Source organism: Candidatus Baltobacteraceae bacterium (assembly GCA_036559195.1).
GTDB lineage: Bacteria > Vulcanimicrobiota > Vulcanimicrobiia > Vulcanimicrobiales > Vulcanimicrobiaceae > JALYTZ01.
This window is the reverse complement of record DATBTN010000068.1, coordinates 1-19,584: the sequence shown is the minus strand read 5'-3', so window position 1 is coordinate 19,584 and position 19,584 is coordinate 1. Positions and strand designations below refer to the sequence as shown.

General features: G+C 63.4%; 22 protein-coding genes. 7 read left to right on the top strand and 15 right to left on the bottom strand.

Features of this window, described 5'->3' with window-relative positions:
• A partial coding sequence (locus VIG32_11335; protein ID HEY8298600.1) for an SLC13 family permease occupies positions 1-1,103 on the bottom strand: 1,103 nt, incomplete at its 3' end.
• A 171-nt stretch (positions 1,104-1,274) separates the two neighbouring features.
• Between VIG32_11335 and VIG32_11330 the strand changes: the two genes are divergently transcribed.
• The 3 genes from VIG32_11330 to VIG32_11320 are packed head-to-tail and all read left to right on the top strand — an operon-like array spanning position 1,275 to position 3,850.
• Positions 1,275-2,174 (top strand): hypothetical protein, encoded by a 900-nt coding sequence (locus tag VIG32_11330; protein ID HEY8298599.1) that lies wholly within the window; start codon positions 1,275-1,277, stop codon positions 2,172-2,174.
• Positions 2,171-3,100 (top strand): site-specific tyrosine recombinase/integron integrase, encoded by a 930-nt coding sequence (gene xerA / locus VIG32_11325; protein HEY8298598.1) that lies wholly within the window; start codon positions 2,171-2,173, stop codon positions 3,098-3,100. Before VIG32_11330 ends, xerA begins: the two co-directional genes overlap by 4 nt.
• A gap of 36 nt (positions 3,101-3,136) precedes the next feature.
• Complete coding sequence (locus VIG32_11320) at positions 3,137-3,850, top strand: hypothetical protein (protein HEY8298597.1); 714 nt, start codon at positions 3,137-3,139, stop codon at positions 3,848-3,850.
• 7 nt (positions 3,851-3,857) lie between these two features.
• On the opposite strand, the gene VIG32_11315 is transcribed toward VIG32_11320, so the two are convergent.
• Both VIG32_11315 and VIG32_11310 read right to left on the bottom strand, forming a co-directional pair.
• Positions 3,858-4,526, bottom strand: a complete 669-nt coding sequence (locus tag VIG32_11315) for an RES family NAD+ phosphorylase (GenBank protein ID HEY8298596.1) — start codon at positions 4,524-4,526, stop codon at positions 3,858-3,860.
• Positions 4,520-4,933 carry an antitoxin Xre-like helix-turn-helix domain-containing protein gene (locus VIG32_11310; protein HEY8298595.1) on the bottom strand — a complete coding sequence of 138 codons (414 nt, stop codon included), beginning with the start codon at positions 4,931-4,933 and terminating at the stop codon, positions 4,520-4,522. Before VIG32_11310 ends, VIG32_11315 begins: the two co-directional genes overlap by 7 nt.
• A gap of 89 nt (positions 4,934-5,022) precedes the next feature.
• Between VIG32_11310 and VIG32_11305 the strand changes: the two genes are divergently transcribed.
• Complete coding sequence (locus tag VIG32_11305) at positions 5,023-5,778, top strand: NAD(P)-dependent oxidoreductase (GenBank protein HEY8298594.1); 756 nt, start codon at positions 5,023-5,025, stop codon at positions 5,776-5,778.
• Positions 5,779-5,785: 7 nt separating this feature from the next.
• Positions 5,786-6,388, top strand: coding sequence for a hypothetical protein (locus VIG32_11300; GenBank protein HEY8298593.1), 603 nt, complete (start codon positions 5,786-5,788; stop codon positions 6,386-6,388).
• Here VIG32_11300 and VIG32_11295 read toward each other — a convergent pair.
• From VIG32_11295 to gmk, 9 genes are all read right to left on the bottom strand, one after another.
• The gene (locus tag VIG32_11295; protein ID HEY8298592.1) at positions 6,385-7,308 is read right to left on the bottom strand and encodes a 2-dehydropantoate 2-reductase; all 924 of its coding nucleotides are present in this window, start codon (positions 7,306-7,308) and stop codon (positions 6,385-6,387) included. The genes VIG32_11300 and VIG32_11295 overlap by 4 nt on opposite strands.
• A gap of 19 nt (positions 7,309-7,327) precedes the next feature.
• Positions 7,328-8,899, bottom strand: coding sequence for an MlaD family protein (locus VIG32_11290; protein HEY8298591.1), 1,572 nt, complete (start codon positions 8,897-8,899; stop codon positions 7,328-7,330).
• 82 nt (positions 8,900-8,981) lie between these two features.
• Positions 8,982-9,728 carry an ATP-binding cassette domain-containing protein gene (locus tag VIG32_11285; protein ID HEY8298590.1) on the bottom strand — a complete coding sequence of 249 codons (747 nt, stop codon included), beginning with the start codon at positions 9,726-9,728 and terminating at the stop codon, positions 8,982-8,984.
• A gap of 8 nt (positions 9,729-9,736) precedes the next feature.
• Entirely contained in the window at positions 9,737-10,513 is a 777-nt protein-coding gene (locus VIG32_11280) for an ABC transporter permease (GenBank protein ID HEY8298589.1), read from the bottom strand.
• Positions 10,510-10,842: a hypothetical protein gene (locus VIG32_11275; GenBank protein HEY8298588.1), complete on the bottom strand. Its 333-nt coding sequence runs from the start codon at positions 10,840-10,842 to the stop codon at positions 10,510-10,512. The genes VIG32_11280 and VIG32_11275 overlap by 4 nt, the downstream gene beginning before the upstream one ends.
• Positions 10,832-11,581 carry a ribonuclease PH gene (gene rph / locus VIG32_11270; GenBank protein ID HEY8298587.1) on the bottom strand — a complete coding sequence of 250 codons (750 nt, stop codon included), beginning with the start codon at positions 11,579-11,581 and terminating at the stop codon, positions 10,832-10,834. The genes VIG32_11275 and rph overlap by 11 nt, the downstream gene beginning before the upstream one ends.
• A gap of 7 nt (positions 11,582-11,588) precedes the next feature.
• Complete coding sequence (glmS, locus tag VIG32_11265; GenBank protein ID HEY8298586.1) at positions 11,589-13,427, bottom strand: glutamine--fructose-6-phosphate transaminase (isomerizing); 1,839 nt, start codon at positions 13,425-13,427, stop codon at positions 11,589-11,591.
• Between the two features lie 7 nt (positions 13,428-13,434).
• Positions 13,435-13,665, bottom strand: coding sequence for a DNA-directed RNA polymerase subunit omega (gene rpoZ / locus VIG32_11260; GenBank protein ID HEY8298585.1), 231 nt, complete (start codon positions 13,663-13,665; stop codon positions 13,435-13,437).
• Positions 13,665-14,282 (bottom strand): guanylate kinase, encoded by a 618-nt coding sequence (gene gmk, locus VIG32_11255; GenBank protein HEY8298584.1) that lies wholly within the window; start codon positions 14,280-14,282, stop codon positions 13,665-13,667. The genes rpoZ and gmk overlap by 1 nt, the downstream gene beginning before the upstream one ends.
• A 112-nt stretch (positions 14,283-14,394) precedes the next feature.
• Here gmk and VIG32_11250 point away from each other — a divergent pair, with 112 nt between their 5' ends.
• A complete protein-coding gene (locus tag VIG32_11250; protein ID HEY8298583.1) occupies positions 14,395-15,939 on the top strand; it encodes a long-chain fatty acid--CoA ligase in 1,545 nt (514 codons plus the stop codon).
• On the opposite strand, the gene VIG32_11245 is transcribed toward VIG32_11250, so the two are convergent.
• Positions 15,936-16,385 carry a hypothetical protein gene (locus VIG32_11245; GenBank protein ID HEY8298582.1) on the bottom strand — a complete coding sequence of 150 codons (450 nt, stop codon included), beginning with the start codon at positions 16,383-16,385 and terminating at the stop codon, positions 15,936-15,938. The two genes, VIG32_11250 and VIG32_11245, sit on opposite strands and share 4 nt — an antisense overlap.
• Positions 16,386-16,421: 36 nt before the next feature.
• Between VIG32_11245 and VIG32_11240 the strand changes: the two genes are divergently transcribed.
• Positions 16,422-17,954, top strand: a complete 1,533-nt coding sequence (locus VIG32_11240) for an NFACT RNA binding domain-containing protein (GenBank protein HEY8298581.1) — start codon at positions 16,422-16,424, stop codon at positions 17,952-17,954.
• Here VIG32_11240 and VIG32_11235 read toward each other — a convergent pair.
• Both VIG32_11235 and VIG32_11230 read right to left on the bottom strand, forming a co-directional pair.
• On the bottom strand, positions 17,943-18,539 hold the full coding sequence (locus VIG32_11235; GenBank protein ID HEY8298580.1) for a Fe-Mn family superoxide dismutase: 597 nt from the start codon (positions 18,537-18,539) through the stop codon (positions 17,943-17,945). The two genes, VIG32_11240 and VIG32_11235, sit on opposite strands and share 12 nt — an antisense overlap.
• Before the next feature lie 112 nt (positions 18,540-18,651).
• A partial coding sequence (locus tag VIG32_11230) for an NAD(P)H-quinone oxidoreductase (GenBank protein ID HEY8298579.1) occupies positions 18,652-19,584 on the bottom strand: 933 nt, incomplete at its 5' end.

The window sequence follows — 19,584 nt, the reverse complement described above, 5'->3', positions numbered from 1 at the left end:
GCCGAGAGCGCGTAGCCCGTTACGACGGCGATCGGCAGATTGTTCAGCAGATTGCACCCAAGGGAAACGACGGCGCCTACGAGCAGATTGCCGGCACTGGGAGCGAGCGTTTCGGCATGATGCAAAAAGCCGCGCGCGAGCGAGCGTACGCCGCTACGGTCGAGCGCGGCGACGATAACGAACAAGCCCGCAACGAGCGGAACGATCGACCACGAGATCCCACGCAGTAAGGATCGTCCGATCGAGCGGTCGACGAGCGCAACCGCGCAGCTCGAGAGAGCGCCTAGTGCGAACGTCGTTATCCCGATCGGCTTCCCGAGCGAAGCGGCCGCTACCAAGATGGCCGCGGAGACGAGCACGCAGATGAAGGCAACGCGACCCGCGCGCGACAGCGGCCGGATGACGCCTTCGTCAGTAAACCGCCCGCGCAACTGCTTGCGCGTCACGAGATACAGCATCGCAAACGTCATAACAATCGCGACGATCGAAGGCAGCCCGAAGGCGGCCAGCCACGGCCCGAGCCGTGGAAGATGGGCGTCGAACACCACCAGATTGGCCGGGTTGCTGATCGGCAACACGAAGGACGCCGCATTGGCTACGAAGGCGCAGATATAGAGGAACGGCAGCGGGTCGCCCTCGGTCCGCGCCAACGCCGCAAAAACCGCCGGCGTGAGCACCACCGCCGTGGCATCGTTCGAGAGCAGTGATGTGACGATGGCCCCCACGGCGTAGACCAGCACGAACAGCCGGGTACGCGATCCCCGCGCCGCGGCCAGAGCGCGCGTAGCGAGCCAATCGAACACGCCCTCGGCTCGGGCTAGCTCCGAGAGCGCCATCATGCCCACCAGAAATAGATAGACGTCGAACCCGCGCTCCACGGCTCCGGCCGCGGCGCCCAGCGGCAGTAGCGTTGACGCGAGCAGCGCGATCGCGCCCGCAACGGCCCAAACCCACTCGGCAATAGCCCGAGGGCGAATCAGAATCGCCACGAGCGCCGCAGCGCAAATGATCCACGTGACGATATGCGGCGCGGTCAACACCCGCACATCGTACCCGGTCGTCGCTGCCAAACCATTCCGGAAGAACGAGATCGAGGCCGCCATTCCACAGCCCGTCGCCCTTTCTCCACAATTCTTGTATATCCACAAACAGTAATTTGGTGATATAATGTGAGCTGTGGAAAGAGCTTCGAGGGGCCTTGGCCCGGGCAGCGGTAATGCGGGTTTCGGCGCTGAACCTAGCTCGAAAGTACTAGTACGCCCGAGGGTACGAGCATGCATAAACAACGGGGGAGTTTGGCATTCGCAGCGACAGCGTTGGCGCTGGCTTTGGGAGCGGGCGCGGCGAGCGCCGCGAGCGGCGATCCGGGGTTCGAGCTGGCGCAAATGATCGCGAACCAAGGCGGCTTCGGCAAGGCGACCGTGCTGCTCGGAAAACTGCCTGCCGAGGGTCTGGGCACGCTGCCGCTCCCTGCGGGCGCCACACTCGTTGGGAGCGTGGCGGGGCCGCCGTTGCCGGCGATGCTTCGCCGCTTTGGCGGCTCGAACAACGTGACGCTCTATTACCAGGTAGCGAGTTCGGCCGTCGCCCAGAACTATGCAAAGACGCTCGCGGCTGCCGGTTGGAAGAGCGCCGCGTTCCCCTCAGCCCGCATTGGCGGATTCGTCGACTCTAACGCGCCGGGCCGCGAGGCACGATACTGCGGTCCGGGCCATCGCAGCGTGGCGTTTCATCTTCCGCAAGGCTCGCCGGACGAACTCGTGATATCGGTCTCGACCGAGAACGACGCGACTTCGAGCTTTTTACCCTGTGCGTCCAAGAACGGTCTCGCGGGGATCGCGCAGCTCGCCGAGCAGTTTCGGGCCCCGCTTCCCCAGCTTCACGCACCGGCCGGCGCCGAAATGGAGGGCGCGATGCCGTTCGCTAGCCCGTTTCAAAGCTCGACCGCCTACCTAAAGACGGCGCTCGCGCCGGATGCGCTGCTGGCGGCCTTCGCCTCCGAATTTACAGCCGGAGGCTGGCTCGCGCAGCGAAAAGCAGCCGGTGACGGGATTGCGACCCAGAGTTTCACGCACAGCTCGGGCGGCAAAGTCGATTGGCGCGCCGCCCTCACGGTGGACCGGGGCGCTTCGCTCGACTATGCGTATATCATCGCGACCCCGGAGAATCGTTGAGTAGCTACATCCCTACCGATCCGACGATCGCCGAGTTCGCGGCGTATCTGCGCTTGGAGCGCGGCCAATCGCCGCGCACGAGCGAGGAATACGCTCGCGATATCGAGCTTTTCGGAGCGTTTCTCGAGCCCGGCCATCCCAGGACCGCGCCGTTTTATAAACTGAAAGACGCGAGCGTCTCCGACGTGCGGCGATTTGTGATGGACTTAATGGGACCGCGCAAATACACCGCCACCTCCGTACGGCGAAAAATTGCGGCGCTGCGTTCGTATTTCGCGCTGCAAAAGCGCGAGGGCCGGCGCGAAGAGAATCCTGCGACCGACGTTCCGCCTCCCAAAGCCGCCAAACGCCTGCCGCAGGTGCTGTCGGAGCCGGAGGTGACGCGACTGCTCAGAACGCGCGTCGCCGGTAAGACCGAGTTTCAGCGCTTGCGCGACATCGCAATCATGGAAGTCCTCTATGCCAGCGGCATTCGCCGCGCGGAACTCGTGGGCTTGAACCTCAGCGACGTCGATTTCGACCGGCGCGTCATGCGCGTGATCGGCAAGGGCAACAAGCAGCGCATGGTGTTTCTTAACCGGGCCGCCGCCGATGCGATCGCGACCTATCTCGGGGTTCGTCCGCGCACCGCGGACGAGGCGCTCTTCGTAAGCCGGCGCAAATCGCGGCTCTCGCACCGGCAGGCCTGGGTGGTGTTTCGCGAATTCGCGCAGCTCAGCGGCTTGCAGAAACACGTCACGCCGCACGTGATGCGCCATTCGTTTGCAACGCACTTGCTCGAAAACGGTGCGGACATCGTAACGATCAAGGAACTCTTGGGTCACGAGAGTCTTTCGACGACGCAGATCTACACCAACGTTTCGCTCGAGCATATGCGGCGCAGCTACGAAGAGGCGCATCCGCGCGATCGAAGCGACGAGCGCTAAGGGAATCGCCGACCGCGAATCCCGAATACCGTCGTTATGCGCAAGCCTTTGCTCCTTCTTCTCCTGCTCGCACTAGCCGCGTGCAGCAATCCCGTTCCGAGTTTCACCCATCTGGGCTCGATGGCGCCTGGCGGAAGCATCACCGTGCGCAACGCGCGGGGAGACATCAGCGCGTACGCGCCCGAGCGCGGAGCGCCTCGAGACGTCTACACGATCGAAGCCTTCACGAACGATTCGAGCGAGAAACCCGTCGTGCAGTCGCGCGGAAATCGGCTTGCGGTTCACATTCCCGGTCAAACCGGCAGCGTGCGCTATCTGGTGCGCGGGCCGCAAGGCGTGACGCTGAACCTTGCCACGCGCGCGGGTTCGATCAACGTCGCCGACGTTCCGGGCGTGGTCGATGCGACCACCGGCACGGGCGATATAAAAGTGCTGGTCTCCGGCTACGCCAACGCGTACGCCAAAACCGGCAACGTGACCGTCTTTTTCGGCAGCACGGATTGGCCGGGAACGCTTCACTTCGGGGCGGGAACGGGCAACGTCGAAGTCTGGATCAATGCGACGGCGAAACTCCACGTCCACCTGCATACCGACAACGGCAGCATCTTTACCGACTTTCCACTCAAGGGAACCTCGCACGGAACGAACGAGACGATCGACGGCTCGATCAACGGCGGTGCGAATCGCGGCGTCGATATCGAGATCCATTCGGGTGTCGTTCGGGTGCTGCAGCTCAAACCGCAAGTCTAAATCGGCCTTACGCTTCGCGAACGCTGATCTCGTAGACGGCGCTCAAAGCGAAGTTCTCGAAGCGATATTGGAGATGGCGCAGCACGCGGCAGCGCGTAACGCGCGCCGGACGAAAGACGGCGGCACACTCCCCGCCCGGCCGGCGAACGCTGCGATACACAACGCCGTCGACGGCGTTGCGGCGGTGAAGCTTGGCCGCATACGCGCTCGAATACGCATACGAGTCGGGATCGTACAATTTCGAGCGCGCGTTCGTGGGCCGAATATCGTCGAACGCGCCGGCCAGGGCCGCAACGTAAACGCGCATATCCAGGCGCTCGTTGGGTAACCCCGCATCGCGCAAGAAGCGCCCGCGGTGGTAGGCGGTTTCGGCGATGGCCGTCGGTTCGTCGCCGGCGGCATAGTAAACGCCGAAGCTCCCGTCGCTGAAACGACTGCGCTGCGTGTGGGTGAAGGCCGCCATGATCGCAGTCGTATGCGGTCCGGAGATGCGGTCCTCCGGCCGCACCGTCGAAAGCTCCCCGGCCGCATCGAGTACGCGCGGATTCGTCGCCGCCTCAAGCGCTACAATCACCTCGAGATCGGCGGCATCGGCCACCCCGTCGAAGAGGCCGGCGACCGGATAGCGCGAGGGAATGATGCGGTAAGAGGTCTTCCATTCGAGCTGGGTTACCAACCCCGCTCACCGTCGAGATAACGGCGTACGAGGTAGAGATCGGCGACCTTACCGCCTAACATCAACTCCAGCGGCGAGTTCCCGTTAAAGACGGGAGCGCTATTGGCACGACGAATCCACGCATCGGCGGCTTCGCGGCGAGGGAGCAAAACTTGGAGCGCCTTGTAGATGCCCAGCACGTAGGAAATACGTTCGAGCGTATCGGCCGACAGGCGCGCGCGGTCCGGCTCTTTGAGATAGGCGAAGTACGTCGAGCGAGCGACCCCAAGCACCCGTTGTCGCTCGTTCGACTTCAGATCCCAAAGCTCGGCGATGCGGGTGAACGTGCGGAGCGCGGGTCCGGAGGCGCGGGCGCCTTGGCGCAAAATGTTCGCTGGCGAGGAGATCGATTCGGGAATTGCAGTCATTTTCCGGATAAGCCTCTATCTTAGTATAGACTAAACAATCGATAAAGTCCATTTATGGATTCCAAGCGGGCAGAAAAAAGGATACGAACGTGAAAATTGCGGTGACGGGAGCCAACGGCACGATCGGTTCGCGCTTATGCGAAAGTCTCGGCGCGGAGCACGATCTGATTCGCATCGATCTGGCGGATGCCGACGTCAACGCGGACGTTCGCGATCTCGAGGCGATGGTCGCCGCCCTGCGCGGCTGCCAAGCGGTCATTCACCTCGCAGGCGTGGTCGCGGTCGACGCGGATTGGGCAAGCGTCTACGCGACCAACATCGGCGGAACGTATAACGTCTTCGAGGCGGCTCGCCGCAACGGGCTCGAGCGAATCGTCTTTGCGAGTTCGAATCATTGCGTGGGTATGAATGAAGTTCGCAACGCCCCGGCGATTTACGAGCCCGGATTCGGGCGCGTGGTCGGCACGACCGAGCCGTACCGTCCGGACGGGCTCTACGGCGTTTGGAAGGCTTTCGGCGAGACGCTCGGGCGCTACTACAGCGATGCCTTCGAGATTCAGGTTGCGTGCGTGCGGATCGGTTCGATCACCTCGCCGGACGATCCCAAACACGAGAGCGTACGCGAATCGAGCGGGTGGCTCGGCCTCACCGACGATCAGAAGTTCAAACGCTACGCCGCGACGTGGATGTCGCAGCGCGACTTCGCGGACCTCGTGCGCGCGATTCTCGCGCGGAACGTGCCGTATGCGGTCGTCTACGGCGTCGGCGACAACGCCACGCGGTTTTGGGATCTCGAACCCGGCCGCGCAATCTACGGATTTTGGCCTCAGGATGGGGTACGCTAAGTAGACGATGCTCGATCTTATGGAACCCCCGGAGCTCTTGGTGCCGCCGCGATTCCTGTGGCAGTACGGCTACGGAGACGAAGCTCGCTCGTACGACACGATCGCGTTGCGCGTCGAAGGCGCCGGCCCGCTGCTGCGAGAGCTCGCGATCGCCGACGTCAACAAGTATTTCAAACCTACCGGCCGGCGCGCGGCGGGGGTGGAGTTCGCCGGCGGCCGGCGCGTGATCAAGTGGAGCCCGAGCGCGATGCCGCCGCGGTTAAGCGCACCGTTCGTCCGCGTGGTGCTCACCGCGCACGCGTTGCGGCTCGAACCGCTGCAGGCCGCCGATCTCAATACGTTCGCCGCCGGGCTCGGGATCGGGTACCCCGACATCGATCACCACGGCCGCCGGTTTGGCGTAACCTTGGCGCACGTCGGGCGCGAGACGCCCATCGGCGAGGCGCGGGCAATCGGGAACGCGCTACGCGAGTATCTCGCGAGCAACCCGCTCACCGTCGAACTGAAGTGTCTGCAGCACCGCCGCTCCGTTCCGGGAGAACCCGAACGCTTCGAGATCGTGCGGCACTGGGATTTGGGAACGAGCCGCCGGGTCCTCAAACGCGATTAGCGGCTCATCGATTCCTTGGCTTTGATCAAACGAACCATCGCGTCGTTGTACGGCGTCGGCACGTTGGTGCGGCGGCCGGCCGCGCAGACGGCGCCGTTGATGTGATCGATCTCGCTCGGGTGACCCGACTCGAGATCGAAGGCCATCGAACTCTTCGAATCGGCTCCCACGGCGATGACCTCGGTAACGTACTGCCACGGATTGACGAACGGAAGGTTGATGCCCAGCGCCGCCGCAACGGTTGCGGCTTCTTCTGCCAGCGCTTCGCACAGCCGCGCCGCATTGGGATCCTTCGCGATCGCTCCGGACTCGCAATCGAGTAACGCGCTGACGGCATTGATCGCGGCGTTTGCGACGAGTTTGCCCCACAGATGCGGGCGAATATCGTAGGCGACCGACGCGCGCATCCCGCTCTCGCTCAAGAGCGATGCCACGTTTCGCGAGGTCGCCGGCGACGCGCCGCCGGAACCGATGATCGTACTGCCCTCTTCGGAACTGCGTACGCGGCCGGGCGCGAGCGTGAGCGACGATTCGGTGGTGATTCCGAGCACGACGGGCACGGCTCCGCCGAGCGCCGTTTTGATCGCGTCCTCGTTGCCAACGCCGTTCTGCAGTGAGACGATCGGCGTCGACGGGTTAAGTTCGCCTGCGAAGGGGCGCAGCGCACGCAGCGTGTCGACGGCTTTCACAAACAAAAAGATGATCGTCGATCCAAAGAGATCGCGCGGCCCTTGCGCGGTGTGCACCATTCGGGGCGGCGCTTCGTTGACCGAGAGGCCGCGCTGCCCGATCTCTTCGAGTCGTCCGGGGTTGCTGTCGAGCATCGTCACGTCGCACGTGGACGCGAGGTGGAAGCCGTAGAGCGTTCCCATCGCGCCAGCACCGATGATCCCGACACGGTGTTTACCTTGTTGCTCCATGATCGTCACCTTCGAGCCGCTAGAACTGGAGTTGGATGCCGAGGACCGTGCGGCGTTCGGGATGCGTGACGTCGCGCTGGCCGACGAAGAGTTTCGCAAACCGCGTGACGCTGAAGTTTCCGTAGAGGTCGATGGTGGGGCGCCGCAAATCGTACGCGCGCCCTTCAACGCCGACGCGGCCGCCGTTGTAGCCGCCGAGCACGCCGAAGCGCGAATAGAGGACGCCGCCGCCGACGTACGCGCCGCGGCCGATACCCCGACGCGCGGCGAAGTTGTACGACGTACGGGCGCCGATATCGTTGGCCCCAACCATGAAGCTCGTTGCGCCGCCCGGCAGCAAGATCAGATTCGCGTCCGTCTGCGGGCCGCGATCGCGGCCGAGCAGCGGATTCGTTCCGGCGACGCGCTGGCGGTCCAACTCGCTAAAGCGCAGCTGGATCGCATAGAGATTGTGCGCGATCTTTGCGAGGCCGGCTTTGGCGCGCGCGGCTCGCGCTTCGCGCTCTTGCGGGGTCGGCGGCACGGCCGTACCCGGCGGAATCGTCACGCTGCCGGGCGGGTAGGAGCCCGTCGGCACGGGAACCGGCGTGGCGCCGGCATCGACGCCGTAGACGTGGCTCGTTCCGCCCAGCGTCGAGAGCAGCGAGTTGGCTTTCTGAGTCGCCGCATCGAGTTGGGCCGCCGTGTCGCGCAATTGCGCCTGGGTTTGCGGATTGCCGGTCACGTTGCGCAAATCGCGCGTGAGGCCGGCAACCGTTTGCGTGAGGTCCGCGATATTCTGCGTCGTGTCCACGACGTTACGTTTGATCTTTGGATCCGTCGCCAGGCCGCGCAGCGAGTCCATCGATTGGTTGAGCGCGAGTGCCGTCGAGTTGAGCGAGGTCAACAGACGATCGACTTGATGTGAATTTCGGCCGACCGTACTATTGAGCGTCGCCGTGAGCTGATCGACGTTGCTGGAGGCCTGCCCCAAGCTGCTCTGCAGCGTGTCGGCGATCCCTTTGGCTTGCGCCGAGAGCGCGACGATGCTTTGATTCGCGGTTGCGGTGAGTTGATTCGCGTTATCGAGCGTCGTCTGCATCTTCGAAAGCAACTGCGGCTCGGTCGTCTGCAGCTCCGAAAGCATCGAGTCCAGCCGTTTGATCTCGCCTTGGCCCTCTTGCAGCAATTCGGCGACCGTCGCGCTGTCTTCTCCGTGCGGCTGTTGCGCGATCGGCATCACGCGCCGGTCGAGAACCGCGATCGGCTGCGGCTGCGGCGGGGGCGGCGGCACGATGATCAGGTTCGGCGAGCCCGTCAACGGGGCTTGAATCAGGAACCTCGAGGCTCGCGGAATATCGACGTCCTTATTTACCGCCAGCACCACGTCTACCGTGTTGTCGGGCAGCAGTTCGATCGAATCGACCGTGCCCACGCTTACGCCCGCGAAGTAGACGAGCGCTCCCGTCGGCAATCCCGCCGCCGAATTAAAATGAACCCCGACTTTATAGCCCGAGTGGCGCGTCCCAAAGTCCGTAATGACGTAGAACACCCCAAAGAGCGAGAGCAGGGCCAACAAGGCAAAGACACCGACCTGAGCTTGTTTCGACATACTTAAAAACGCCTATTCCCCGAAACCGCCATCGGGCCTCGCAATTGGGCTCCCCACATGCGCAAAGCGCCGGTTAAACCAATCATAAGGGGATGGGTCCCACTTCGCTGCCTTGCAAGAATTGCTGAACGATGGGGTTCATCGATTCTTTGACTTCCTCGACGGTGCCGTAGGCGATGATCGCCCCCTCGAAGAGCATGGCGACGTAGTCGGCCATCATGTAAATCGACTGCAGGTCGTGCGAGATGACGACGGCGGTGGCGTTAAGCTTTTGACGCAGCCGCTTGATCGTGTCGGTGAGCAGGTGCGTGACGATCGGATCTAGTCCCGTCGTCGGCTCGTCGTAGAGCACGACGTCGGGATTGGTGACCACCGCCCGCGCGAATCCGGCGCGCTTGAGCATGCCGCCCGATAGTTCGCTTGGAAGGTTGTCGTAGGTATGCGAGAGACCGACGCTGTCGAGCGTCGCTAACGCAATTTCCTTGATCTCCTTCTCCGGGAGGGAGCTGTGCTCGCGCAGCGGGAGCGCGATGTTGTCGCCGATCGTCATGCTGTCGAAGAGCGCCGCGAACTGAAACGCGAAGCCGATTTTGCTTCGCATCTCGATTAACTCGCTCTCGGGCATGTGACAGATATCTTTATCGCGGACGTAGACGTGTCCCACGTCGGGTTTTCGCAGCCCGTCGAGCAGCCGCAGGATCGTCGATTTACCGGCTCCGGAGAGCCCGATAATACAGGTGATCGCGCCCTCAACGATGTCGAGCGAGCAGTTCTGCAGCACGACGCGGTCGCCGTAGCGCAGGGTGACGTCGTCGAGCCGGGCGATCAAATTCGGCACTAACCGCCCCCAAAAAGCAGATACGAAAGAATGAAGTTCGAGATGAAAATCAAGATGATCGACGTAACGACGGCGCCCGTGGTCGACTTGCCGACGCCGGCGGCACCGCCGCGCGTGCTCAAACCTTGATAGCTGCCGACCATCGCGATAATCACGGCGAAGATCACCGCTTTAAACAGTCCTTTGACAAAATCGGGGAAACCGATCGTCTGGCGTACGGAGCTGAGAAATTCACCGTAGCCGATGTGCGCGTACGTTTGCGCGATCCACATTCCGCCGACGATCGAGACGACGTCGGCAAAGATCGTGAGCAGCGGAAGCATGATGATGAGCGCCAACAAACGGGGCACGACCAGAAAGCGCGCCGGCGCGAGACCCAGCGACTGCAGCGCCTCGACCTGTTCGGTGACCACCATCGAGCCGATCTCCGCCGCGATCGCCGCACCAACCCGTCCGGCTACGACGACTGCCGAGAGCATCGGGCCGAGTTCGCGCGCCGACGTATAGGCGACGGCTCCGCCGACGATATTTCCAACGCCGTATTGAACGGCTTGCTGTGCCGATTCGAGCGAAAAGACCATCCCCGTAAAGAGTGAGGTCAGCAGCACGATCACGAGCGAGAGCAGACCCAACTGGTAACACTGATTCATCGTTTCGCCGAGCCGAATGCGCAACGTCGCGATGAAACCGATCGTCTCGCCGCCTAATTGGGTGATCCCGCCCGCGTATTCGAAGAGATTGGTCGTCGCCTTGCCGACGTCTTCAAGTACTTTCACGGTGCCATCCGCTCGAGATCCTCCAGCACTTGGCGCGTCGCTTCGATACGGCGCACGGCGACTGCGCGTTCGGCGCTCAAGTTGAAATGGACCTGATCGACGTGCTCGATGCGCTTGTCGACCGATCGCAACTGCGTGCGGGCCTCTTTTTCGAAGCCGCTGAAATAGGCTCGCACGGCGCTCAAGTAATCCGCGCGTTCGCGCGCGTTCACCTCGCCCGAGGCGATCATCGACTCGATCCGCGCCTGAGCGCTCTTGAGCTTCTTCTCCGTGACGTAAAACTCGCCGACGTGCGCCACCAGCGCGCGGAAACCGTCGCTATCGTGCATTCGCCGGCACGGGATAGCCGTAGGGTTCGACGACCGCCCGCTGCATCGCGAGCAGCGTTTCGATGCCGCCCTGCGCGAGCGAGAGCAAACGGTCGAGTTCGGTTCGTGAAAACGGGGCGGCCTCGGCGGTGCCTTGAATCTCGACGAACGTACCGGCATCGGTCATAAAGACGTTCATATCCGTTTCGGCCTTGCTATCCTCTTCATACGCGAGATCGAGGATCGGATAGCCGTGCACGATCCCGACGCTGGTGGCGGCGATCTGTCCGAGCAGCGGCCAAGCGCGGCCGTTCTTCGGGTCGTGCGATTTGAGCAGCGCCAACGTCAACGCGACCCAGGCTCCGGTAACCGCTGCCGTGCGCGTGCCGCCGTCGGCCTGCAACACGTCGCAGTCGAGCCAGATGGAACGCTCGCCGAGCTTGGCCATATCGGTTACGGCACGCAGCGCCCGGCCGATCACGCGTTGGATTTCGTGCGTGCGGCCACCGAGTTTGCCTTTGGACGCTTCGCGCTGCGTTCGCTCCTGCGTGGCGCGCGGAAGCATCGAATATTCGGCCGTCACCCAACCCGTTCCACGTCCCCTCATCCAGGGCGGAACTTTCTCGTCGACGCTCGCGGCGCAGAGCACGCGCGTGTTGCCGACGGTAATGAGCGCGCTGCCTTCGGCATATTTAAGAAAATTCGGCTCGATGGTCACCGGCCGCAATTCGTCGGGCTTTCGCCCGTCAAAACGATTCATGGATTCCTTACTCGACGGTGACGGTCTTGGCCAGATTGCGCGGTTGGTCGACATCCTTGCCTTCGATATCGGCGATATGGTAGGCCAGCAGCTGGAGCGGCACGATGTTGACGATCGGGGAGAGCAGTTCGTCGACCTTCGGCACCCAGAAGACGTGGTCGGCGATCGCTTTAGCTTCTTCGTCACCGTGATTGGCCACCACGATGATCTGCGCTTCGCGAGCCTTCGACTCGGCGAGATTCGAAAGAATCTTCTCGCGCACCCGACCGTCGGTCATGACGCCGATGACGGGCACGCTCGAGTCGAGCAGCGCGATCGGCCCGTGCTTCATCTCGCCGGCGGCGTAGCCCTCGGCGTGAATGTACGAGATCTCCTTGAGTTTAAGCGCGCCCTCAAGCGCGGTTGGAAAGTTGATGTAACGCCCGATGAACAACACCGATCGGCTCTTGCGAATGATTTTGGCGACCCGTTTGATATCGTCGCTCGTGTTGAGAACGACGTCGATCGCCGCCGGCAGCAGCTTCGTGTTGTCGGCGATCTCACGCAGCCGCTCGAGCGGAGCGCTCCCGCGCAGTCGCGCGAGATAGAGGGCGAAGAGCGTCATCGCCGTCACTTGGCTGAGGTAGGTTTTGGTCGCGGCGACGCCGATCTCCGGGCCGCCGCGCGTGAAGAGCGTTCCGTCGGCGACACGCGTGAGATGCGAGCCGAGCACGTTGCAGATCCCGAGCACGGCCGAACCCGACTGCTTGGCGATCTTCACGGCCTCGATCGTATCGGCGGTCTCGCCGGATTGCGACATCGCGATCGTCAGCGCGGTCGAATCGATCACCGGATCGCCGTAACGAAACTCGCTGGCCAGCTCCATCTCAACGGGAAGATGCACGAGCGAGCGCAGGAGGTATTGCCCCACGAGCCCGGCGTGATATGCCGTCCCGCATCCGGTAATGGCGATTTTAGATATCGCCGTCAATTGCTTCTCGTCGATTCCGACTTCGGCGGCGAGCCGCACGTCGTTGCTTTCGTCAATGCGCCCGGCGAGCGTCTCCTTGATCACATTGGGCTGCTCGAAGATCTCCTTGAGCATGAAGTGTTTGAAACCGCTCTTCTCGGCGGAGCTCGCATCCCACATCACTTGCACGACGTCGCGGTGGACTGGGTTGCCGTCGTAGTCCGTCAGGCGCCAGCCGTCGCGGCCGACGACGACCATCTCGCCCTCTTGAAGAATGATCTGCTTGCGCGTATATTGCAGGATCGCCGGCGTGTCCGAGGCGACGAAGATCTCGCCATCGGCGATACCGACGACGAGCGGACTGGCTCCATTGCGGGCAAAGATCAGGTGGTCGGGATCGTCCGAACTGATCACGCCGAGCGCGTACGCGCCGCGAACGTCGCGCAGCGTCGCGCGCACGGCCTCCTCGAGGCTGCCGGCGTAGTGCATCTCGATGAGATGCGCGATCACTTCGGTATCCGTTTCACTCTTGAACGTATGACCGAGTTCGATCAACCGCTTGCGAAGCGAGCCGTAATTCTCGATGATGCCGTTGTGAACGACCGCGATCTTGCCCGTGCAATCCGCGTGGGGATGGGCGTTTGCATCCGACGGGCGCCCGTGCGTTGCCCAACGCGTATGTCCGACGCCTACCTTGCCCGAGAGACGCTCGCCGTTACGCAGCCGCTCGGTCAATCGCGCGAGCTTGCCTTCGGCTTTGCTCCCGGTCAGCGCGCCGTCGCAGTCGATAACGGCGATGCCCGCGCTATCGTACCCACGGTACTCCAGGCGCGCCAGCGCGTCCAGAATAATCGGAACGCTGTCGCGCTCGCCGATGTACCCTACGATCCCGCACATAGCGCTGCTATTTAATGCCTTCGCGGGTGCGATGGAACTGGATCCTGCCGTCGGCGATTTCGTTGAGCGCCGTCGAGACGGGCTTGTTGAGGTTCACGTGCTCCGTGAGCGCCAAGTCGGGATGGTTGTTCAGCTGTTTGGCGCGCTTGGTCGCTACGTTGACCAGGCTGAATTTCGAGTCGACCTTGGTCATGAGAACGTCGAGATCGCCGAATACCGAGATCTTGCTTTTAGCCATTATGATTCTTCCAAATTCCTTATTGAGTCGTCGCTGAAGCGATGGATGCGAAAGCGTTCCGCCTGCAGGATCGCCTGCATGTCCCGAACCGCATCCTCGGAACGGCGCTCTTCGTTGATGACGATGTAGTCGAAGTCGCGAATCGACTTGACTTCACGATGGGCAATCTCCAGACGCCCGGCAATCTCTTCGTTCGTCTCGGTTCGCCGTGCGAGCAACCGTGCCCGTAAGTGCGAGAACCGGTCCGGCAGCAAGAAGATCAGCACGGCGTCCGGGAAGGTTTTCTTGATCGAGAGGGCACCGTTGACTTCGGGCTTCATGATGAGATCGTAGCCTTCGGTCAGCGTCCGCTCGACGAAATCGCGCGGCGTGCCGTAGAGGTTGTCGTTGTATTCGCGCCACTCGAGAAAGCCGTCGGCGCCCCGTCGCCGCTCGAACTCGTCCCGCGGGAGAAAGAAGTAATGCTCGCCTTCCCGCTCGCCCGGCCGCGGATCGCGCGTCGTCGCCGAGACGGAGTACCGCAGCCGCGGCATGCGAGCGCGCAATGCATCGACCAGGGTGTCTTTACCGGCCCCCGACGGGCCCGACACAACGAAGAGCAGACCCGGGCCGAACACGTACGAAACTCTCCAGACGACGGCAAAGCATCATCTGTTCAGAACATATCGGGGCCGTACCTTTACTCGCCCGCCTCCAGGATGTCCGCCGGGCGACCCAAACCTAACGAGCATGCCCCTCTCGCTCGCATCGATCCTGGCCGAATCGGCATTGCGCCACGCCGATCGTACCGCCGTTGTTCTGGGCGCCGGGCGCTTGACCTACGCCCAACTCTGGGAGCAGGCACGGCGCTACGCGGCCGTCTTTCGCGATCGGGGCGTGAACGCGGGCGACCGAGTCGCGCTCATGATCCCCAACCTGCCCGATTTTCCGCGCGCGTATTACGGCGCTCTGGCCATCGGCGCGGTCGTGGTCCCGGTCCACTCGCTCCTGCGGGCGAGCGAGGTGGAGTACGTCCTGCGCGACAGCGGGGCGAAACTCTTCGTCGGAGCGGCGATGCTTCCCGAGGGGCTGGCCGGAGCGGCCCTGGCCGGCGTCGATGCCGTAAGCCTGCTGGATGGTCCGCCGTTTGCGCCCGAGCCGAGTTTCCCCGGAACGCCCCGCCTCGAGAAGTTGGCAGAGTCGGCGGCCCCGATGGGCGGCCTGGTGGAACGCGAGCCCTCCGACGATGCGGTGATTCTGTACACCAGCGGCACCACCGGAGCGCCCAAGGGCGCCCTGTTGAGCCAATTCAATATGGTGATGAACGCCCAAGTCAGCGCCTTCGATCTCTTCGCGGTGCAGCCGGAGGACGTCATGCTCGGGTGCCTGCCGCTCTTTCACTCCTTCGGGCAAACCTGCGTGATGAACACGGCGTTCCGAATCGGCGCGAGCGTCGTCCTCATGCCGCGCTTCGACGGTGCGGCCGCCCTCGATCTGCTCGTTCGCGAAAACGTCACGCTCTTTAGCGGCGTCCCCACGATGTACCTCGCCCTGCTGGAGGCCGCGAAAAAAGACCCCCGCCGGCCCGCGCTGCGGGCGTGTTCGTCGGGAGGCTCCGCGCTTCCACTCGCCATCCTCGAGCGCTTCGAGGCCGAGTTCGGCGCGCCGATCTACGAGGGGTACGGACTCTCCGAGACTTCACCCGTCGCCTCTTTTAACCAGCAAGCATTCGGCCGCAAGGCCGGGACCGTGGGCTGCGCAATCTGGGGCGTCGATCTGCGAATCGCCGACGCCGAGATCGAAAACCGCATCGAGTTCGTCGCAACCGGTGAGATCGGGGAAGTCGTCATCCGCGGCCACAACGTTTTTAAGGGCTACCTGAACCGGCCCGAAGCGACCGCCGCGGTGATGGTCGAGGGCTGGTTTCGCAGCGGCGACCTCGGCACGCAAGACGCCGACGGCTTCGTCTCGATCGTCGACCGCAAAAAAGACATGGTGCTGCGCGGCGGTTACAACGTTTATCCGCGTGAGGTTGAAGACGTGCTCGTTCGGCATCCGGCGATCGCGCAAGTCGCGGTGATCGGCATCCCCGATCCGGTTCACGGAGAAGAGATCGTCGCCGTCATCGTGCTCGGTTCCGAAACGCCGGCTCCCGCCGCCGCAGACCTGATCGCATGGTCGAAAGAACGGCTCGCGCGCTACAAGTATCCGCGACGCGTCGAATTCGTCGAAGCGTTTCCGCTCGGACCGAGCGGGAAAGTGCTAAAACGCGAACTCGTCGCCCGCTTTAGCTAGACCACGACCGTGCAGACGTCGGTCTTGATCGCATCGCGGGCGGCGGGATCCGCCGGCATGCCCTTCGGGCGAAAATAGCTCGCGGTGATCGCCATGTTGCCCGTCACGGTGAATCCGATCTCGAGCAGCCCCGGCGTTTTTCCGCCGATCGTAAAGCGCTGGAGGCCCGCCTCACCGGGACAATCCGGAAACGGCACGGCCTGCACGAATTTCGCATTCCGGTCGGTAAGAATGGTGTCGGTCGTCAGCGTCGACGCGTAGTCTTTGATTCCGCCTGAATACGGCTTCTTCTTTAGCGTAAAACGTGCGCCGCCGTTAGCGAACGTCGAGCCGGAACTTCCGGCAAGCGCGGTCCAGCCGTCGGGATGGGCCGATGGCGTTGCGCCGCCGCCGGAGCAACCGGCCAGCAGAAAGAGGCCGAACGTGACGATCGCCAGATATCGCATGGTGAACTCATACCCAAACGCGAAGGGACTGCCACCGTGTATACCGACTGGCTCCTGATCTATCGAGCGGCGCGCGACCTGGGCGAGCGCCTGCGCGGTGCGCGCGTTCGCGATGTCGGCGGGCTCGCCGACGGCCGCCTTGCGCTCGCGCTCTGGCATCGGGGTACGACGACGCTGCTCTGTATCGATTCGTTTGCGCCGACGCCGGTCGTGACGCTCGAGGATGGCGAACTGCCGATCGCCGACGAGCCCGGATTCGTGCGGGCCGCCGGCGCGGCTTTGCGCGCGAGCGTCCTGCAAGCCGTGCGCTCGCGCAAAGGCGACCGGCTCTTGCGCCTCGAGTTCGGTACGCGTTCGCGATTCGGCGTCGAAAGCGGCTACGCACTGGTCTGCGAACTCGTCCCGCGCTTCGGCAACGTCGTTCTGCTCAAGGATCAAACCGTGGTTGCGGCCGCCAAAGAATTTTCACTCGCCGAGAACGGCACGCGCGCGGTCGAAACCGGCCAAACCTATCAACCGCCGCCGCTCGACGGCACGCGGTACGTACCGAAACTGCTGATGGACGGCTACGGGCCCGAGCGCGGAGCGGCCATCGTCGACGCGCTGCTGCGCGACGACGCGGCGCGCGAACCGCTCTACGTCTACCGCCGCGACGGTGCGCTCGTGCAAGCGCATCTCGCGGCGCTGCCGCAATTCGCCGAACTCACTCTGGAACGGGCCGGCGATATCTTTGCGATCTTCGGCGAAGATCGCAGCGCTCACACGCATGCCGACCAGAGCGATCGGCTCGCGAAGCGGCGGCGCGATTTGGAACGAACGCTGGCCGACCGCGAACGCAAACTGCGCTCGGAGCTGGCGCAGATCGCCGGCATGCTGCGCGCGGCGGGGGAGCGCGGAAGCTTGCGCGAGCGCGGCGACGCGATTTACGCGACCCTGCACGAACTCGACGGCCTCGATCGGACCACGGCGAAGGAGCGGGCGACGGCGTTCTTCGCCAAATATAAAAAACTCGGATCGACCGCGGAGCATCTCGCCGCGCGGCGCGCCGATCTCGAATCGGGCCTTGAGGATATCGGGCATTTGCGCTGGGAACTCGAGCGCGCCGCCGAGGGCGAGATCGGCGACGTCGCCGAGGCCATCGCGGGGCTCGACGCACATCGGGGGAAGCCGCGCGTTCGAAACGCGGGGCGCAAACGCAAACCGCTGCAGTATGCGACCGCGAGCGGCTCGCGAATTTTCGTTGGACGCACGCCGGTCGAAAATGCGGACCTCACGTTTCGCGTCGCGCGCCCGAACGATCTGTGGTTTCACGTACAGAACCAGCCGGGAGCGCACGTCATCCTGCAGCGCGACGAACGCGGGGAACCTGCGGATCCCGACATCGTAGCGGCCGCCTCGCTTGCGGCGCTCCACTCCAAAGCAAAGACGAGCCCCAAGGTCACCGTCGACTTCACGCTGCGAAAGTTCGTGCGCAAGCGTCCGTCGGCGGCCCCGGGGCTCGTCTTTTACACCCATTCGCGTTCGCTCTTCGTCGAGCCGCGCGAGATCGGCGTTACCCTACTTCGGTAGGCGCGCCTCGCACGCGGCCCAATCGAGATTTGCGTAGAACGCTTCGATGTATTTGCCGCGCTCGGACGGCTTGAAGTCCTTGATGAACGCGTGCTCCCAGCAATCCATGACGACGATCGGCACGAACGTCGCGATGTTGCCGTCCTGGTGCAGCTCGATCCAATGATTGCTCACTTGACCGCTGGCCGGATCGAAGAACGCGATCGCCCAGCCGACACCGCGCATGCCGCCCACGGCGAAGAAATCTTTCTTCCAGCTTTCGAAATCTCCGTAGCTCTCGCCGATCGCATTGTAGAGCGAGCCGGACTTGGGATCGCCCGCCGGCTTTTTGGTGAGATTATCGAAGTAGAGTTCGTGCAAACGCATGCCGTTGAACTCCCAACCCATGCGGCGCACGAGCTCCGCGAATTTCGGATTCGAGCCTTGACCCTCGCCGCTCTTGCGAATCGCGCCCGTCTGCTCGATCAGCAGATTCGTGTTCTTAACGTAGCCCTCGTAGAGGCCGAAGTGCATCTCGAGCGTTGCATCGGAGATGCCCCCCTGCAAACCGGAAAGATCCCATTTTTTTGGCGTATACGACTTCATCGGTGACTTAAAACCCCTCGTTCTAGAAACGACAGATGTGCGTTTCTGCTGTACCCGAGCCTGCCGGTCCCCAAACGATACCGGCCGGCGCCCGCTTGCCAGTTCTTTGTCTTTAGCGCGGGGTCAGTAAAATCTTGCCGACGTGCGCGCTCGATTCCATTCGCCGATGTGCGTCGCCCGCGTGCTCGAAGGTAAACGTCGCGTCGACCAGCGGTTTGATCGGATCGCGTTTGGGAAGCAGCGGCCAGACGCGCTCGCGCAGCGCCTTGGCGATCGCGCCTTTCTGCTCGGTCGTTCGCGGGCGCAGCGACGATCCCATAATGGACGCGCGCCGCCCCATCAGCTTGGCGAGATTCAATTCGGTCTGGGCGCCGCCCATGGTCGCAATGCAGACGATCCGACCGTCGAGCGCGAGCACTTCGAGGTCGCGCGGAATGTAGTCGCCTCCGACGATATCGAGCACCACGTTGGCTCCGAGCCCGTCGGTAAAACGCCGGCCTTCTTCTACGAAGTCCGCCCGGTTGTAGTCGATCGCGTAATCGGCGCCGATCTGGCGCGCGGCGATGCACTTCTCGTCGCTTCCGACCGTCACGATGACGCGCGCGCCGAAAGCTTTCGCGAACATGACGGCGGTCGATCCGATGCCGCTCGTACCGCCGTGAATGAGCACGGTTTCGCCGCGCCGCAGCCGCGCCCGCGTAAAGAGGTTGTCGTACACGGTGAACGCGTTCTCGGGAAGCGTGGCCGACTCGAGCGTGCTCCAATGCTTGGGAACGATCAACGCCTGCGCCGCCGGAACGATAGCGTACTCGGCGTAGCCCCCGCCGTTGACGAGCGCGCAGACGCGGTCGCCCACGTGCCAGCCGCGCACGCCCTCACCGACCGCCGCGACCGTTCCGGCCACTTCCAGGCCGGGAATATCCGAATGACCGGGAGGCGGCGGATACAAGCCCTTTCGCTGGATAACGTCGGCGCGCGAAACGCCGGCGGCTTCAACCGCAACGAGCAGTTCGCCGTTGCCGGGACCGGGCGTCGGGCGTTCCAC

Excerpts from the sequence above, each read along its gene's own strand:
- VIG32_11330 (HEY8298599.1), top strand. The coding sequence starts at position 1,275 with ATGCATAAACAACGGGGGAGTTTGGCATTCGCAGCGACAGCGTTGGCG.
- VIG32_11320 (HEY8298597.1), top strand. The coding sequence starts at position 3,137 with ATGCGCAAGCCTTTGCTCCTTCTTCTCCTGCTCGCACTAGCCGCGTGC.
- VIG32_11310 (HEY8298595.1), bottom strand. The coding sequence starts at position 4,933 with ATGACTGCAATTCCCGAATCGATCTCCTCGCCAGCGAACATTTTGCGC.
- VIG32_11300 (HEY8298593.1), top strand. The coding sequence starts at position 5,786 with ATGCTCGATCTTATGGAACCCCCGGAGCTCTTGGTGCCGCCGCGATTC.
- VIG32_11295 (HEY8298592.1), bottom strand. The coding sequence starts at position 7,308 with ATGGAGCAACAAGGTAAACACCGTGTCGGGATCATCGGTGCTGGCGCG.
- VIG32_11290 (HEY8298591.1), bottom strand. The coding sequence starts at position 8,899 with ATGTCGAAACAAGCTCAGGTCGGTGTCTTTGCCTTGTTGGCCCTGCTC.
- VIG32_11275 (HEY8298588.1), bottom strand. The coding sequence starts at position 10,842 with ATGCACGATAGCGACGGTTTCCGCGCGCTGGTGGCGCACGTCGGCGAG.
- rph (HEY8298587.1), bottom strand. The coding sequence starts at position 11,581 with ATGAATCGTTTTGACGGGCGAAAGCCCGACGAATTGCGGCCGGTGACC.
- glmS (HEY8298586.1), bottom strand. The coding sequence starts at position 13,427 with ATGTGCGGGATCGTAGGGTACATCGGCGAGCGCGACAGCGTTCCGATT.
- rpoZ (HEY8298585.1), bottom strand. The coding sequence starts at position 13,665 with ATGGCTAAAAGCAAGATCTCGGTATTCGGCGATCTCGACGTTCTCATG.
- VIG32_11250 (HEY8298583.1), top strand. The coding sequence starts at position 14,395 with ATGCCCCTCTCGCTCGCATCGATCCTGGCCGAATCGGCATTGCGCCAC.
- VIG32_11245 (HEY8298582.1), bottom strand. The coding sequence starts at position 16,385 with ATGCGATATCTGGCGATCGTCACGTTCGGCCTCTTTCTGCTGGCCGGT.
- VIG32_11235 (HEY8298580.1), bottom strand. The coding sequence starts at position 18,539 with ATGAAGTCGTATACGCCAAAAAAATGGGATCTTTCCGGTTTGCAGGGG.